Origin of the sequence: Lactobacillus sp. ESL0228 (assembly GCF_003692825.1) — a bacterium.
In the GTDB taxonomy this organism is placed as follows: Bacteria; Bacillota; Bacilli; order Lactobacillales; family Lactobacillaceae; genus Lactobacillus.
Window position 1 is genome coordinate 72,955 of the sequence record NZ_REHJ01000004.1, and the last position, 15,581, is coordinate 88,535.

General features: G+C 34.8%; 12 protein-coding genes. 10 read left to right on the forward strand and 2 right to left on the reverse strand.

The window, feature by feature from the left end; translation table 11 throughout:
* The first annotated feature begins 11 nt into the window (after positions 1-11).
* From F5ESL0228_RS01185 to F5ESL0228_RS01215, 7 genes are all read left to right on the forward strand, one after another.
* Complete coding sequence (locus F5ESL0228_RS01185) at positions 12-1,322, forward strand: extracellular solute-binding protein (protein WP_122022610.1); 1,311 nt, start codon at positions 12-14, stop codon at positions 1,320-1,322.
* A 351-nt stretch (positions 1,323-1,673) separates the two neighbouring features.
* Positions 1,674-2,978, forward strand: a complete 1,305-nt coding sequence (locus tag F5ESL0228_RS01190; protein WP_122022611.1) for an extracellular solute-binding protein — start codon at positions 1,674-1,676, stop codon at positions 2,976-2,978.
* 117 nt (positions 2,979-3,095) lie between these two features.
* Positions 3,096-4,013, forward strand: a complete 918-nt coding sequence (locus F5ESL0228_RS01195; RefSeq protein ID WP_122017744.1) for a magnesium transporter CorA family protein — start codon at positions 3,096-3,098, stop codon at positions 4,011-4,013.
* Positions 4,014-4,028: 15 nt separating this feature from the next.
* The gene (locus F5ESL0228_RS01200; protein WP_122022612.1) at positions 4,029-4,955 is read left to right on the forward strand and encodes a serine hydrolase; all 927 of its coding nucleotides are present in this window, start codon (positions 4,029-4,031) and stop codon (positions 4,953-4,955) included.
* A 158-nt stretch (positions 4,956-5,113) separates the two neighbouring features.
* The gene (locus tag F5ESL0228_RS01205) at positions 5,114-5,677 is read left to right on the forward strand and encodes a TetR/AcrR family transcriptional regulator (RefSeq protein ID WP_122022613.1); all 564 of its coding nucleotides are present in this window, start codon (positions 5,114-5,116) and stop codon (positions 5,675-5,677) included.
* A gap of 14 nt (positions 5,678-5,691) precedes the next feature.
* Positions 5,692-8,556 carry an MMPL family transporter gene (locus F5ESL0228_RS01210; RefSeq protein WP_122022614.1) on the forward strand — a complete coding sequence of 955 codons (2,865 nt, stop codon included), beginning with the start codon at positions 5,692-5,694 and terminating at the stop codon, positions 8,554-8,556.
* Positions 8,557-8,668: 112 nt separating this feature from the next.
* Positions 8,669-9,679, forward strand: coding sequence for a zinc ribbon domain-containing protein (locus F5ESL0228_RS01215; RefSeq protein WP_122022615.1), 1,011 nt, complete (start codon positions 8,669-8,671; stop codon positions 9,677-9,679).
* A 107-nt stretch (positions 9,680-9,786) separates the two neighbouring features.
* Here the strand turns inward: F5ESL0228_RS01215 and F5ESL0228_RS01220 are convergent, their stop codons facing one another.
* Positions 9,787-11,163 (reverse strand): NAD-dependent succinate-semialdehyde dehydrogenase, encoded by a 1,377-nt coding sequence (locus tag F5ESL0228_RS01220; RefSeq protein ID WP_122022616.1) that lies wholly within the window; start codon positions 11,161-11,163, stop codon positions 9,787-9,789.
* Positions 11,164-11,238: 75 nt separating this feature from the next.
* Positions 11,239-12,030 carry an alpha/beta hydrolase fold domain-containing protein gene (locus F5ESL0228_RS01225; RefSeq protein ID WP_122022617.1) on the reverse strand — a complete coding sequence of 264 codons (792 nt, stop codon included), beginning with the start codon at positions 12,028-12,030 and terminating at the stop codon, positions 11,239-11,241.
* Between the two features lie 241 nt (positions 12,031-12,271).
* Here F5ESL0228_RS01225 and F5ESL0228_RS01230 point away from each other — a divergent pair, with 241 nt between their 5' ends.
* From F5ESL0228_RS01230 to serS, 3 genes are all read left to right on the forward strand, one after another.
* Positions 12,272-12,877 carry a TVP38/TMEM64 family protein gene (locus F5ESL0228_RS01230; RefSeq protein ID WP_122017751.1) on the forward strand — a complete coding sequence of 202 codons (606 nt, stop codon included), beginning with the start codon at positions 12,272-12,274 and terminating at the stop codon, positions 12,875-12,877.
* Positions 12,877-13,425, forward strand: coding sequence for a GNAT family N-acetyltransferase (locus F5ESL0228_RS01235; RefSeq protein ID WP_122022618.1), 549 nt, complete (start codon positions 12,877-12,879; stop codon positions 13,423-13,425). Before F5ESL0228_RS01230 ends, F5ESL0228_RS01235 begins: the two co-directional genes overlap by 1 nt.
* A gap of 358 nt (positions 13,426-13,783) precedes the next feature.
* The gene (gene serS / locus F5ESL0228_RS01240) at positions 13,784-15,091 is read left to right on the forward strand and encodes a serine--tRNA ligase (protein ID WP_122022619.1); all 1,308 of its coding nucleotides are present in this window, start codon (positions 13,784-13,786) and stop codon (positions 15,089-15,091) included.
* Positions 15,092-15,581 lie beyond the last annotated feature (490 nt).

The following is a 15,581-nucleotide window of genomic DNA, read 5'->3' on the forward strand; positions in this document are numbered from 1 at the left end:
AGGTTTACCAAATGAAGTTTAGTAAAAAACTTACCGCAGTATTTGCTGTTGGTTTGACTTTGATCGGAACTACTGCTTGTTCTAATGGTGGCAATCAGTCTTCTTCATCTAGTTCTAAAAGTACTGAAAAAATTGCCAAAGTGACTAAAAAGACTGAAATTGTCTTTTGGCACGGAATGCCAGGTGTACAGCAGGAAACGCTAAAAGAATTGACACAGGAGTTTGAAAAAGAAAATCCGAAGATTAAGGTAAAATTGGAAAATCAAGGAGCATATAATGACTTGCAAGCTAAGATTAATTCTACCTTGCAGTCGCCAAATAACTTGCCAACAATTACACAGGCTTATCCGGATTGGCTTTATACAGCTGCCAAAAATAAAATGTTGGTTGATTTAACGCCGTACATTAATAACAAAGATGTTGGTTGGGGTAGTAGCAAAGCTTCTGATATCAAGCCAGCCTTACTTGATGGTTCAAAGATTGCTGGTGTTCAATACGGAATTCCATTCAATAAGTCGATAGAATCATTAACTTACAATGCAAACATCTTTAAGAAATATGGTATTAAAAAAGCACCATCAACAATGGACGAATTGAAAAAGGATGCGCAGATTATTTATACTAAGAGTAATCATAAAGTGGTTGGTGCAGGTTTTGATTCCCTTTCCAATTATTATGTCTTAGGGATGAAGAATGAAGGTAATGATTTTTCAAACAAGATTAATTTTAATGGCGCTGTATCTAAGAAAGTTATTAATTACTATGCCGATGGTATCAAAGCTGGTTACTTTAGAGTAGCTGGTTCAGAACATTATCTTTCAGGACCATTTGCTAATCAAAAAGTTGCAATGTTTATTGGTACGTCTGCTGGTGAAGGCTTTGTAAAGCAAGGTGTTGGAAATAAATTCACCTATGATGTTGCCCCGCGTCCAGGTAAATACACTATGTCACAAGGAACTGACATTTACATGTTTAAACATGCAACAGCTGATCAAAAGGCAGCAGCATTTATTTATATTAAGTTCTTAACTTCAAAGGCAAGTCAACTTAAGTGGGCAAATGCTACGGGTTATATTCCGGTTAATAATGCTGCTGCTGAATCTCCTGAGTACAAAAACAGTAAAAAGATTAAATTGCCTGCTAAGTTAGAGGATGCTATGAAGAACTTATATAGTATCCCAGTTGTTAAGGATGCAGGTGCTGCATATGGTCAACTGAATCCAATCATGCAAAACATTTTAGCAGCCGCTCAGAAAAATCAAGATGTCAATAGTGCAATTGATTCCGGTAAGTCAAAATTTGCTGCTGCTTGGAAGCAATAAACTAAATAACAATTGAAAGTTTGAAATTAAGTCCGATTAAGATTTTTTTGAAAAACTTTGATTAAGCGTTAAGTTGTACCCTGTAATTAACGGTGATACAGGCTTAACGCTTTTTTGATATATAAATTTTAGTATTAGCTCTTTCTAATCATATTTACATAAAGAAAGTAAAACTGTAGTAATTGCTAATAAAGCCGAACTTTTGCAAAAAAAGCAAAGAAATATTGAAAAAAAGGCGAATTTTTATATTTATTTAATTGTGTATTAAGCTGAGTTGCTTTACAATTAGTAAGAATTTATGCTTATAATTCAAAGTCCACGATATCACTATTCTGGGAGGGAAAAGATCTTATGAATTTTGCTAAAAAGTTTGCTACTCTGGTAATGGTAGGACTAACTTTTGTTGGAATTACGGCTTGTTCAAATAAAAGTCCGTCTTCAACTTCTGATTCAAATCAGATTCCTAAAGTGACTCAAAAGACAACGGTTGTCTTTTGGCACGGAATGCAAGGCAAACAGGAAAGCACATTAAAAAGTTTAGTACAAAGTTTTGAAAACAAAAATCCGAAGATTCGGATTAAACTTGAACAACAAGGTAACTATGATAATTTACAGGCTAAGATTAACTCAACCTTGCCATCACCTAAAAATTTACCAACAATTACTCAGGCTTACCCTGGTTGGCTTCAAAGTGCAGCAGAAAACAAAATGTTGGTCGATTTAAGTCCGTATATTAATAATAAGGAAGTCGGATGGGGTAATAAATCTGCTTCAGGAATTAAACCAGAGATGTTAGCTGGGGCTCAAATTCAAGGAAAACAATATGGAATTCCTTTTAATAAATCAATTGAGGTTTTAATTTATAATCCAACAATATTTAAGCAATATGGTATTAAAAAAGTGCCAGCTACAATGGCGGAATTGAAGACAGCTTCTCAAATAATTTATCAAAAAAGCAACCATCAGATAGCTGGTGCAGGGTTTGATAATCTGGATAATTATTATGTTTTAGGGATGAAGAATGAGGGTCAGAATTTTTCAAGCAAAATCAATTTTACTGGTACTAAATCTCGCCGCGTAATTGATTACTATGTAAGTGGAGAAAAAGAGGGTTATTTTAGAATGCCGGGTTCAGATAAATATCTTTATATCCCATTCACAAATAATAAACTGGCAATGTTTTTGACATCTTCTTCAACAGAAACTTGGATTAAGCAGACCAGCAGAAAGAGTTTTACTTATAATGTAGCGGCGAGACCAAGTAAATATACAATGCAACAGGGAACAGATCTATATATGTTTAGTCAAGCGACTGCCATGCAAAAAGCTGCTGCTTTTAAATTTATAAAGTTTCTTTGTTCAAAAGAAAGTCAGCTTAAGTGGGCTCAGGCTACTGGTTATATTCCAATTAATACTGATGTAACCCAAGAAGCTGCTTATCAGAAAGAAAAGCAATTTAAATTACCGGCACGATTAAATGATATTTTAAGAACGAATTCTTTATACAGCGTTCCCGTAATTAAAGATTCAAATGCAACCTTTAGTCAGTTAACACCAATTATGCAATCAATATTAGTAGCTGCTCAAAAAAATCGGAATGTTGAAAAAGCAATTAAGGCTGGTAATATTAAGTTTGATGCTGCATGGAAGCAGTAAGGTTTGTTAATAAATAAAAAGCAGGTAAAGCCTGTTTTTTATTTATCGTTTTTTGTTTGAATGGTAAGATAATATTGGCATGTTAAAATTAATAGCCAGCAACTGGGGGTAACAAAAATGATTAAAGAGCAAAAATTCCCAATAATAACTAATTATAGATGGTATGACATCAGTAATTTAAGTGAAACGGATAGTAATCAGTTACAAGATGATTTTAATTTTACACCAGATATGATTTCTTATATCTCTGATCGTCATGAACGGCCACACTACGATTATGATACTTATACTCATATTAACTTGCTAGTATATGACGTGCCTATCTGGCCAACGCAGGTTATTAAGCATTTTACAGCTCATCCAGTTACTTTTTTAATATCAGAAAAAAATATTTTTACTTTTCATACTGAGTCTACTAGTTATGTCTTTGATCAATTCAATGATCTTATGATGCGACGAGAACTTGCTAAAGCGCAGGATGTTACTGAACTATTAATGAAATTTTTGCTTTTTTCTTCGCAATATTTTCAACGAGCAGTCACACAACTGGATGATGAACGCAATCTATTAGATAAAAAGTTATCTGGAGATATCAATAATCGGGATCTTGTAGAGCTTTCTAATATTGAAAAGAGTTTAGTATATTTATCAAGTTCTATTCAAACAAATTTAATGATGCTTCATAGTTTGAAAGTGTCTGAACTGGACTTTACTAAGCGTGCATGTGAACGGCTTGATGATGTGTTAATTGAATCAAACCAATCGGCAGAAATGGTAAAAATTTCGCAACAAGTAACCCAGACATTATCAGCAACATCAAATAATATGATGAATAATAATTTGAATGATACCATGAAGTTTTTAACGGTCTGGTCATTAGTATTAACAATACCTACTATTTTAACCGGATTTTATGGGATGAATGTCAGTTTACCAGTGGGGCATAGTTCATCTGACTGGATCATAATTATGGTTTTAACAATTATTTTGATGGTTTGGTTAGTAATTTTGATGAAAAGACACCATTTCTTTTAAGATGGGGATGGATTTATGAAAAACAAAGTATTAATTGGCTCATTAATTACCACTTTGCTCGCATTTGTTCTCTATTCAGCTAATCTTAAGCGAACGGAAAATGCTAGTTTGCAAATCGTGGGTTCCAAAACACACCAAGTATTTAATAGTAGTAAGAATAAAAATGAAGCTTCGCATGAACCAGATGTGTCTGATGTAGAATATAATAACCAAATAAAAGTTGTTCATGGAAGTGATCGTGTTTGGACACATAAAATTGAACAAATTATGGGTAAAGAACGGTCTTATCAGGTATATGTTCAAGATTTAAATTCGGGTAAATTTGCGGACATAGGCAATACGGTTAAATCACATGTTGTTAATAAATCAACTAGGTTATTTTTACTAACAGCAATTTTTTATCAAGAGCAGTATGGTAACCTATCAGGTAAGTCTGTTATTAAAATTAAAAAAGCCGATCAAGTGAAGTCAGAAAGATTACTTCAACCAGGAATAGGGTATGGGATTACTTATCTGAAGCAAGCAATGATGAATAATAGTCAGACGGCAGCTAAAGCATTATTACGTAAAATTAAACCTACACAAGTCATTTTAGTAGCACGAAAAATGGGTGCAACACACACAACTTTTGGTAAAGTTGGCAAAAACACACTTAATATTCAAACGACGGCTAAAGACATGGCACTTGTGCTGGCTAACTTGTATCGGAATAAAACTTTAAATCGGCAAAATTCTAATCAAGTTTTAAATGCTCTTCATACATCTTCTGCTAAACCTAAAATCGCAAAAAGTATTAGTGGGTCTATTTATACAATTGGTGATAGTAAAGCAAGCGTTGAATTGGTTCAAACACATGGAAATTCATACTGTGTGAGTGTTTGGAGCAATAGTGATCATAATCTGGCTGAATTAGGCCAGACTGTCAATCGTTTTTTTAAATAAAACTAGTATGGAATTCAATTTGAATTCCTTTTTTTGTATATAAAACTATGTGTTAGTAGTAATCGACAAATAATCGATAACAATTTACATATTGTAGATTGTATTCTTCTGATTGTAGTGTTATATTGTTCAGTATGCTGTTTAAAGGAGGGAAGGAAATGGTTAAAAAAAGAAGTCTTGACTTAGATAAAGTAATTGCAAAGGCAACAGAAATGATAGGCCGAAATGGATTATCAGAAACAACCTTGCCTAGTTTGGCAAGTGAGTTGGGAGTGCGTTCTCAGTCACTTTATCACTATGTTTCTGGTCGTAAACAATTATTGTCGCTTGTAGGTGCAAGTAGAATCAAAATTTTAATCAAAAAGTTAACGGATAGCATAATTGGATTATCTGGCCAAGAGGCATTACTTAAGTTTGCTGATATTGTACGTAAATTTATTCTGGATGATCCAGCATTGATAAGTATTTTGTATCATTTGAATGAATATCAAAAAGATGATGCAATTACCCAAGAAATTATGAATATAATTGCGCTGGCTGATAAGTTGAATTTACGTAGTGATAGTACCGTTTCACTTCATTCTTTAATTGGCGCTGTTTTAGGATATGTCTTTTTAGATGTATCTGATTCCTTTGCGGATGAAACTGGCACCGAAGCTGATATAGGCTACCATGAACTAATTTTACAACTAGTTCGGCCAAAAGATTTTTTGCAAAAATAGAAAGGAAAAGTAGAGTGCAAAAATTATTAAAGAATCATATTTTTTCATTAATTGCATGGGTAATAATTTTAATTATTTCTGTTGTGGTTTTGCCGGATGTTACTGGGTTAACTAGAGAGCACTCAAATATTTCCTTGCCACAAGATGTGCAAAGTGAGGTTGCGCAATCAATTCAAAATGATTGGGGACCAAAGCAAAGAAATACTTATCAACTTGCAGTTGTCTTTAACAAAAAGAATGGCAAGTTAACGGCTGATGATAAAAATGCCATCAACCAAACTATTACTAGTTTGAAGGATAATGAAGATAAGTATGGCATAAAACAAATATTGGGACCCAATGATAATATTGCAACCAAGAAAAAATTACAGTCAGATGATAATACAACATGGATTGCACAAGTAAATGTTGCCAAACATCATGCTCCAATTAATGAAGTGGAAGAACAGATTAATTCAGCCGTGAAGACAGCTGGGATCAGAACTTATGTTACTGGAGCAGATGTTTTGCAAAATGCTTTCTCCAATTCGATTCAAGAGGGTATTAAGAAAACTGAAGCTATTACAATTGTCTTTATTTTTATTGTTTTGGTTATTGTTTTTAGATCACCAATTGTCCCTTTGATTTCATTATTAACAGTGGGGATTTCCTTTATTACATCGTTTGCGATTGTAACAAATCTAGTTAAGTATCAGAACTTTCCGTTTTCAAATTTCACCCAAGTATTTATGATTATTGTGTTATTTGGAATTGGAACGGATTACAATATTCTACTTTACGATAAATTTAAAGAGAATTTAGGACTGGGTATGGATCGCTATCAGGCAATGAAAAATGCTCAAAAGATAGCAGGGAAAACAATTCTGTATTCAGGATCATCGATTTTAATTGGATTTACCGCTCTGAGCCTAGCTAAATTTTCAATTTACCAATCAGCTGTTGGTGTAGCTGTTGGTGTAGCTGTTTTATTAATTGTTTTATTGACTTTGAATCCATTTTTTATGGCCGTCTTGGGTGAAAAAATGTTCTGGCCAGTCAAGAAATTTACTGGTGAAAAAGAAGATAAATTATGGCATGGAATTTCTAAGGGCACTTTAGCACACCCAATAATTTATTTGATTGTTTTAGCTGTAATAATCGTACCATTTGGTTTAATGTATTCAGGTCATTTAAATTACGATGATACTGATGAAATTGGTAACGATGTACCTGCTAAAGCCGGAATGAAGATAGTTGAGCAACATTTTTCAAAAGGAATGGCCGAACCATCTATTCTTTATATCAAGAGTAACCATCGGCTTGATAATGAGGCGGATTTACGGTTAATTGATCAGTTGACCCGACAATTACAGTCTTCAAAGAATGTGTCAATGGTAACTTCAGTCACGCAACCTTATGGAGAAAGTATTCAAAAGTTATACGTTAAGAATCAGTTGAATACAGTTAATCAAGGAGTTGATCAGGCGCGGATTGGCCTAAATAAGCTTAGTCAAGCAAGTAAAAGTGTAGCAAATGGTGCTAGCCAACTAGCTACTGGTACAGGACAATTGCAAAGTGGTACAGGTCAACTGCAAAGTGGTGCTGGTCAATTGCAGAGTGGTACTGCTCAGATGAGTAATGGGCTGAATCGGCTTAACTCAAGCATAAATAGTGGTACTCAAGGACTTGCTGGAGCACAACAAAGTACGAAAGCAACACTTGAAAGTAGCTACAAAGCCAATTTAGCTAAAACAATTGGTGCTTTACCCGGACTATCACCTCAGCAAAAAATGGCCGCAATGCAGGCAGCCGGAATTGCTCTTGAAAAGTCATGGTCACAAGCGTCAGCTTCTTTACCAGATGTAGCTAGTCAGATGGTACAATTACAATCTGGTGTTGGGCGCTTGGCGTCAGCTTCTAACCAATTGCATTCTGGTGCCACAAGTTTAAATGGAGGAATCGGTCAGCTCAATTCTAGTGTTGGTCAATTAAATTCAGGTGCAGGTCAACTTGCAAATAATACGCCGAAGATTACCGCTGGAGTAGATAAAGTTAATAGTGGCTTGGGTCAAGGTGCTTCCTATTTGACAGGATTAGCAAATTCGTCAGCTGCGGATACTTTCTATATTCCTAAAGAATTTATCAAAGACGATACTTTCCAAACCTCAATTGAAAATTATTTGAGTCCAGATAAAAAATCGGCAATGCTGATGATTGTTTTTAATACCAATCCAAGTAGCATTAAAGCGACTAAAAAGGCACAAGATTTAAGTGTGATGGCCAAAAAATCGCTGGAAGGTACACGATTAGCCAATGCAACAATAGCTATGGGAGGACAAAGTGCTAAGATAGCAGATATTAAAGAAGTAGCTAACAAAGACTTTATTAGAACCGCTGCTATTATGTTAGTCGGTATTGGCATTGCCTTAATTTTTGTTACTAGGTCGCTTCTTCAACCAATATATATTTTAGGGACACTTTTATTAGCTTACTTTAGTTCGTTGTCGATTAGTGAATGGGTTGTGAAAGCAGTAATGGGCAATAATATGCTCGCTTGGAATACACCATTTTTCGGCTTTATATTATTGATTGCATTAGGTGTTGACTATAGTATTTTCTTGATGACTCGTTATCGTGAACTGGAAGGCTCAAGTCCTAGTGATCGAATTCTGAAGGCGTGTGGTATTATTGGAACTGTTGTTATTTCAGCAGCAATAATCCTTGGTGGTACATTTGCCGCATTAATTCCTTCGGGTATTCCAACTTTGATTGAAGTGGCGTTAACGGTGATCATCGGCTTGATTATTCTTGTCTTTATTATGCCAATTACTCTAACAGCCGCAGTTAAGTTGACATATGAGGGAATACACCTGAAAAAGAATCGTCGAGTTAAAGATTAACAAGGTAAATTATTAAGTTAAACGAAAAAGTACGATAAAGAGATTTTCTTTCTCGTACTTTTTGTTTTATGATTAGGATACCAAATATAAAATGATTAAAAGGATGGTTTTTATGACTACTTGTCCAAATTGTGGCCGCCTGATATCCGATAATGATGAAATTTGTCCAAAATGTCACTTTGATTTACAAAAATATAGGGACACTTTTTTTACCGATCAATATCAGAAAGGCAATTATGAAAATGAAAAAACCGGCGAAAGTATAGTAAATCGTAAACTTTATCGTCAGCAGTTTTACCCAGAAAAACAAAATCCAACTGTTAAAAAAATGCTCCAATGGATGCATAACAATAGTATGATTGTTTTTTTATTGGGAATTGCTCTATTACTTGTTATGAGTTTTTCTCGAAGTATTGGCTGGGTCTGCTTTTTTGCATTATTAATTTGGCTTTATCTAGTTTGTGTAAAAGATGGAAAAATTGAACGATATACGGTAGATAAACGCTTGACAGAAAAAGTTAATCAAATTTGTTCAAATATGTTTAATAGCGTTGAAGAATCTAGTCAAAAGGTGCATTCAAAAAGCAAAACCCATGATCGCGTAGAAGAACATGCAGTGAGAAAACATTTTAGTTATGTTCAATTGTTAGTTTTATTGATGGCTGTAATTAATTTAGTGGTTATTTTTACAGGTTCAGGTGCATCGGTTTCTGATGTCACTTACACGGGTAAAATGTCATTAACACGGGTAACATTTAGGTTGGCAGGGCACTTGTTTTCTTCTAGTGCAACGCAATTATCGGGAGTGCTATTATGTTTTTTATGGGCGCTTATTGTAATTTTGCCATTGGTTATTATTTATAACACATTGAAAGATGGTAATAATCGTCGTTTTGTTGCCTTTGTGTTATCTTTAATAGAATCAGTTTTCTTAATTTATTTAATTTTCAAACTACCAACATTGACACTGACTAAGGGTGGAATTCTTAAAAACATTTCAAATGAAATTCTTTTATATGCTGTTTCGATTGGAGCATCAACTTACTTTTTAGTTTTATCAAGCATTATGACAACTATATTGACTGGCTATAACCTATTTAAAGAAAAGAAACAGAGTCATTAATTTTAATGAGATATTGAATAATGCGAACTCAGTAAATTGTTTGATTTACTAGTTGATTTTATACAAAAAAGCTAGACCTCAGTTGGCCTAGCTTTTTGGCTTTGCAATTATTTCATTGACGGATCGATTATTAGATGCTCATTGACAAAAGCCATCATACCTAAGTCGCTTAATTCACGGCCGTAGCCAGACTTTTTAATACCGCCGAAAGGTAATTCACCTGAAGTAATCCAAGTTCCGTTAATAACGGTCATCCCCGTTTCAATTTGAGCAGCCACTTTTTCTGCATGTGCAATATTGCTGCTGATGACGGAAGAGCCTAATCCATAACTAGAATCATTGGCTAAAGTAATTGCCTCATCTTCATCCTCAACTGCATAAACGATTGCAACTGGTCCGAAGAATTCTTGATCATAAGCTGGATTATCCTTAGTAATATTGGTTAAAATCATTGGGCGGAAGAAAGCACCATCTGAATTAATTTCAGGATACTGATAGTAAACTTTTCCACCGGCAGAGATTGCTGCGTTAACTTGTTGTGTTAACTTGTCTTTAGCTACTAATGAGTTCATTGGTGCTAATGTGGTTTTTTCATTTAAAGGATCGCCAGCTATGAGGACTTCAAATGAGTTCTTTAAATCTTGTAAAACTTCATCGTAATGAGATTTAACGGTAATTATTCGTTTTGACGAAGTGCAAACCTGACCGTCATTGTAAATTCGGGCAGTTTGGAGAGCCTTCTTTAATGTTGAGGAGTCGGCATCATTTAATACGATAAAAGCATCATTACCGCCAAGTTCCATAGTTGATTTTTTAAGATTTTTACCAGCAGTTTTGGCCACTGATTCTCCGCCACGTTCGGATCCTGTTAGAGCAACACCCTGAACTCGCGGATCAGCAATAATTTGATCCAATTGATCGTAATTAAGATAAAGGTTAATCAAACTACCCTCAGGAGCACCGGCTTGTCTAATAAGCTTTGTCATTAGTGCAGCCGAACCGGGTACATTATGGGCATGTTTAAGAATAATTGGGTTTCCTACAATAAAATTGGGTGCAAAAACTCTAATAACCTGGTAAAGTGGGAAATTCCAAGGTTCACAGGCTATAATGACACCGGTTGCCTGTTTTAGATAATATGCTTTGCCAAGTTGTGACTTAATCGGTTGTTTCATCATCATTTCTGGACCGTGCTCAGCATAATAATCACAAATTGAGGCACAGAGTTCAACTTCTCCCTTAGCTTCCCCAATTAGTTTTCCCATTTCCTTGGTCATTGTTTCGGCCATTGGGTCTATTTTTTCACGCAATTTAGATGCGATTTGATGTAGAATAACAGTTCGCGAAGTTGGTTCTTCGAAACGCCATTTTTTGTATAGGGCATGGCTTAAATTGAGAGCATCTTCAATTTGAGTAGCAGTTGGGTTGCTATAATTACCAAACTTTTCATTAGTATACGGATTGATTGATTGGTATTTAGCCATAATGTTATCTCCTTAAGTATAATTATATTTTTGAGTTATTCATAAATATTATAAACCGTTTTCACATAAATTGCTTTAGTTAGTTATTTCGATAGCCTTGGTTAAATAAGCAACAGATTCAGCGAGATATTGTTTTGCATAGGCCATTGCGTGTCTGGTTCCCGGGAGTAGTTTAAGATCGACTTCGTGATTTTCTTTTGCGAGAACAGAGATGAATTCAAGCAGATAGCTAACAGGGGAGAGTTCAGCAGTTGAATTAATCATTAATAAGTGAGTTAATTTTTGGTAATTATATGATTGAGCGTCAAGCTTTTGTAAAGTTGGTAGCTGGTCTGAACCGGCATACGTGATGGTGAAATATTTATAAAAAGCATTATTAATATCGGTAAATTTTTTTAGACCAAGTTCTTTTTGGGCAGCAGATAAGGCAGGAGTACTTGCATGATCTTTCATCCAGGTTGAAAAACTGACAGGGGCTGACCATGTGACAGTTGGAAATCCAAATTTACCTGCTAAATAAAGGGCAAGGACACCACCACTGCTAGCCCCAATTTGAGCAATTTTAGTGGTAGGTGTAACGGAATATTTGCTATTTAGCAACCATTTAACAAATTTGACACTATCTTGGTGAGCGACTGGGAATGTGTACTCTGGAGCAAGTGAGTAATTGGGAGCAAAGACAATAAAGCCCTGTTCGGCGATTTTCAGGCTTAGTTCTTGAAGATCACTTTTATCGCCACGGAACCAGCCACCACCATGCCAAAAGAGCAAAATCTTGTGCTGAGGCTTGATTTGTTGTGGCAGATATATATCAGTAGTCAAATTATTTTGCTGATCATAAGTTATATTAGATAAAATTTGAGTCATTGTTACCTCCGAATTGAAAATTTTATTGTAAAACTATTATACTTTAAAATGAAGTAGTATTTTTATTGGCAGCTCTCTTATATAGGCTAATTTAGTGATAATCAGGTAACCAATAGGGGGTATTTGTTTGCTGACCTATTTTTAAATATTTAAATTATTGTAATTATTAATCGAATATAACTAGAAAATAATCAAGCAGGAAATTTTTTTGGTAAAATGAGATTGTTATTGGAGGTAGGTTATGCATTTGTCAGCTAAAGCTAGTCGAAGACTGATTAATATCTTGACCGTTGTCAGCGGAGTCATTATTATTTTATTGTGTGTTTATTGGTACCGGTTAGGAATTTTTACGAGCCAAGCAAAAATGAGAGCATATTTGGCTGATAAAAAAATAATAGGACCAGTAGTTTTCGTTTTGATACAAATTATTCAAGTGGTATTTCCAATTATTCCTGGTGGTGTTTCCCTGCTTGGTGGGGTAGTTTTCTTTGGTCCACTTGCAGGATTCATCTACAATTATGTCGGTGTATGTGTCGGTTCAATAATAGATTTCTTTTTATCGCGGTTTTATGGTAAGCCATTTATTTTACACATAGTTTCTGAGAAAACTTTTGATAAGTACATTAAGTGGACAGAAAATCAACATAAATTCAATTGGTTTTTTGCCATCTGTATTGTTGCGCCAATGGCACCGGATGATGTCCTCTGTTTGCTTGCAGGACTAACTGAAATGAAATTTTCAACATACTTTTGGATTATTGTACTTGGCAAGCCGTGGACAATTGCAGCTTACAGCTTTGCTTTAATGTTTGGGATGGATTGGTTATTGAAATTGGTTGGTAAATAATGAGTACGCGTGTTTTTTTACGATCATTCAATAAAAGCGATGCACCCACAATTTTTAAATGGGGGCAAGATGATTATTACCAGCGTTTAGGTGGTTTTCAGCATTATGAAAATTTGACTCAAGCAGAAGCTGCGGTTAATCAATATACAGCTAGAAAGTATAGTTATGCAGTTTGTCTTCACAAAAATCAACAATTAGTTGGCTTAGTTGAACTTTATGAGCGAGGAACTAATGAGCAGGATTTATTAAAAACAAAGGAAGTGGGATTTTTATTAGATAAAAATTTTTCTGGCCATGGGTTAATGACGGAAGCTCTAACATTGCTTTTCACTTATGCCTTTGGCCAACTTAAACAAAAAGAACTTTGGGCAGGAACTTTTAAAGATAATTTACGTTCACAAAAGTTATTGCAACGACTAGGTTTTCATTATGTTTATGCAGTTGATTTAGGTCAAATTAGTGATATTTTCACTTATGAAGAAAAGTACTATTTATTAAAAAAGGCGGATTGGCTTACGGGTCAATCAAAAGAAAACTTAAAATATTAAAAGATACAGATTTTAATATTTTAAAGCTAAAGTGCTAATTAATTTAAATAAGGTTTGACAAAAAGATAATTAATGTTTGCTTAAAAGCGCAGAATAGCATAAAATAAACCCAAACACAGAATCCTAAGACTGATTTTTCAGAGAATCCGTATTTTGGTGTAAGCGGATAGAGGTCGTTTCCAGATTCTATTAATGTGGGTAATTAACAGTTACACGGCTAGCGGCACCGTTATCGCCAACTAAGTGAGTGCAGCTATTTTAAGTAGCTGAAACTGGGTGGTACCGCGAAGCCATGTTTAAGCCGATTCGTCCCAATATAAGGGGATGAATCGGCTTTTTGTTTTGATGGAGGTTAGATATGTTAGACATTAAGGTAATTCGCGAAAATCTTGACTGGGCAAAGAAAAAACTTGCTACTCGTGGTATTAAACCAGAGCAATTGGATGAATTAATCAAAATTGATCAAGACCGTCGTGATGATTTAAATCAAAGTGAACAATTAAAGGCAAGACGCAATCAAGTTTCAAAGCAAATTGCTGAAGCAAAACGTAACAAAGAAAATGCTGATAAAGTGATTCAAGAGATGCGTGAGGTAGGCAGTCAAATCAAGTCTCTTGACGAGAAGGTAAATGAATTAACAACTAAACAAAATGACATTTTACTAAGATTGCCTAATTTTCCAGATGATTCTGCGCCAATTGGTCCTGACGAAGACTATAATGAAGAAGTCCGTCGATGGAGTGAGCCAACAAAGTTAGCTTTTAAGCCGAAAGCACATTGGGATTTGGGTACAGATTTAGATATTCTGGATTGGGATCGTGGTGCCAAAGTTTCTGGTGCACGGTTTGTTTTCTATAAGGGTGCAGGTGCATTACTTGAACGTGCTGTCTTTAACTTTTTCTTAGATGAAAATACTAAGGCAGGTTATACAGAAATTATTCCACCATACTTGGTTAATGATGAATCTATGCAAGGAACAGGCCAATTTCCAAAATTCCGTGAGGATGTTTACACAATTGTTGATAATGACAATCCAGAAAAGCAATTAGATTTGACTCTTATTCCAACAGCTGAAGTTCCATTGGTTAATTATTTCCGTGATGAAATTATCCATGAAGACAAGTTACCAATCAATGTTACGGCACTTTCTCCTGCTTTTAGAAGTGAAGCGGGTTCAGCTGGTCGTGATACGCGCGGTTTAATTAGAATGCATGAATTCCGCAAAGTAGAAATGGTTAAGATTTGTAAACCTGAACAATCATGGGATGAGTTGGACAAGTTGACGAAAAATGCTGAACACTTATTGCAAAAGTTAAATCTACCTTACCATGTTGTTGCGCTGTCGACAGGAGACGCTAGTTTCACTAGTGCTAAAACCTATGATTTAGAAGTTTGGATGCCAGCACAAGATAAATATCGAGAAATTTCAAGTTGCTCTAACTGTACTGATTTCCAAGCTCGGCGTGCACAAATTCGTTATCGGGATGAAGATGGCAAGCTTCATTTGGCACATACTTTGAATGGTTCTGGACTTGCTGTGGGCCGTACAGTTGCTGCTATTTTAGAAAATTACCAAAATGAAGATGGAACTGTAACTGTTCCGAAAGCGTTAATCCCATATATGAATGGAATAACCAAAATCACTAAGAATGAGAGTCTAATTTAGATATAAAAAAGTTACTGTAAAATAATTCTACAGTAACTTTTTTAATGCTCAAATATTTAAAATATCGAATAATTAAGAAGCAAAAATAGAATTAGTTTACGAAAATCACATAATAATTAATCTTAAATAATATAGAAGAGAGTAAGAAAAGTGTAAAATACGAACGAAAATAAAAAGTTGACGAAGTGATTTAAAAATAGTAAAGTATTATCTGTGCTTGAGTACAGCAGTAAGTTGTTGCCGAAAGCAGAAAAAACATTTGAAAGAAAAGCTTGACAAAGGAAAGCTGATTTAGTAAGATGATAAACGTTGCTGCTTGAAAGAGCAGAGAGCAGACAGAAAAAAGTTCTTGACAAAGAGAATAAGATCTGATAAATTATAAAAGCGCTCCTGACAAAGGAGCGCGGGTAGTACCTTGAAAACTGAACAATGTTTTCGCAAAAGTGTGCGGGTATAAAAACCCAAACAAAAGAGCGAAGTCAATTTCGCA

Excerpts from the sequence above, each read along its gene's own strand:
- F5ESL0228_RS01200 (WP_122022612.1), top strand. The coding sequence starts at position 4,029 with ATGAAAAACAAAGTATTAATTGGCTCATTAATTACCACTTTGCTCGCA.
- F5ESL0228_RS01220 (WP_122022616.1), bottom strand. The coding sequence starts at position 11,163 with ATGGCTAAATACCAATCAATCAATCCGTATACTAATGAAAAGTTTGGT.
- F5ESL0228_RS01215 (WP_122022615.1), top strand. The coding sequence starts at position 8,669 with ATGACTACTTGTCCAAATTGTGGCCGCCTGATATCCGATAATGATGAA.
- F5ESL0228_RS01205 (WP_122022613.1), top strand. The coding sequence starts at position 5,114 with ATGGTTAAAAAAAGAAGTCTTGACTTAGATAAAGTAATTGCAAAGGCA.
- F5ESL0228_RS01190 (WP_122022611.1), top strand. The coding sequence starts at position 1,674 with ATGAATTTTGCTAAAAAGTTTGCTACTCTGGTAATGGTAGGACTAACT.
- serS (WP_122022619.1), top strand. The coding sequence starts at position 13,784 with ATGTTAGACATTAAGGTAATTCGCGAAAATCTTGACTGGGCAAAGAAA.
- F5ESL0228_RS01230 (WP_122017751.1), top strand. The coding sequence starts at position 12,272 with ATGCATTTGTCAGCTAAAGCTAGTCGAAGACTGATTAATATCTTGACC.
- F5ESL0228_RS01195 (WP_122017744.1), top strand. The coding sequence starts at position 3,096 with ATGATTAAAGAGCAAAAATTCCCAATAATAACTAATTATAGATGGTAT.
- F5ESL0228_RS01185 (WP_122022610.1), top strand. The coding sequence starts at position 12 with ATGAAGTTTAGTAAAAAACTTACCGCAGTATTTGCTGTTGGTTTGACT.
- F5ESL0228_RS01225 (WP_122022617.1), bottom strand. The coding sequence starts at position 12,030 with ATGACTCAAATTTTATCTAATATAACTTATGATCAGCAAAATAATTTG.
- F5ESL0228_RS01235 (WP_122022618.1), top strand. The coding sequence starts at position 12,877 with ATGAGTACGCGTGTTTTTTTACGATCATTCAATAAAAGCGATGCACCC.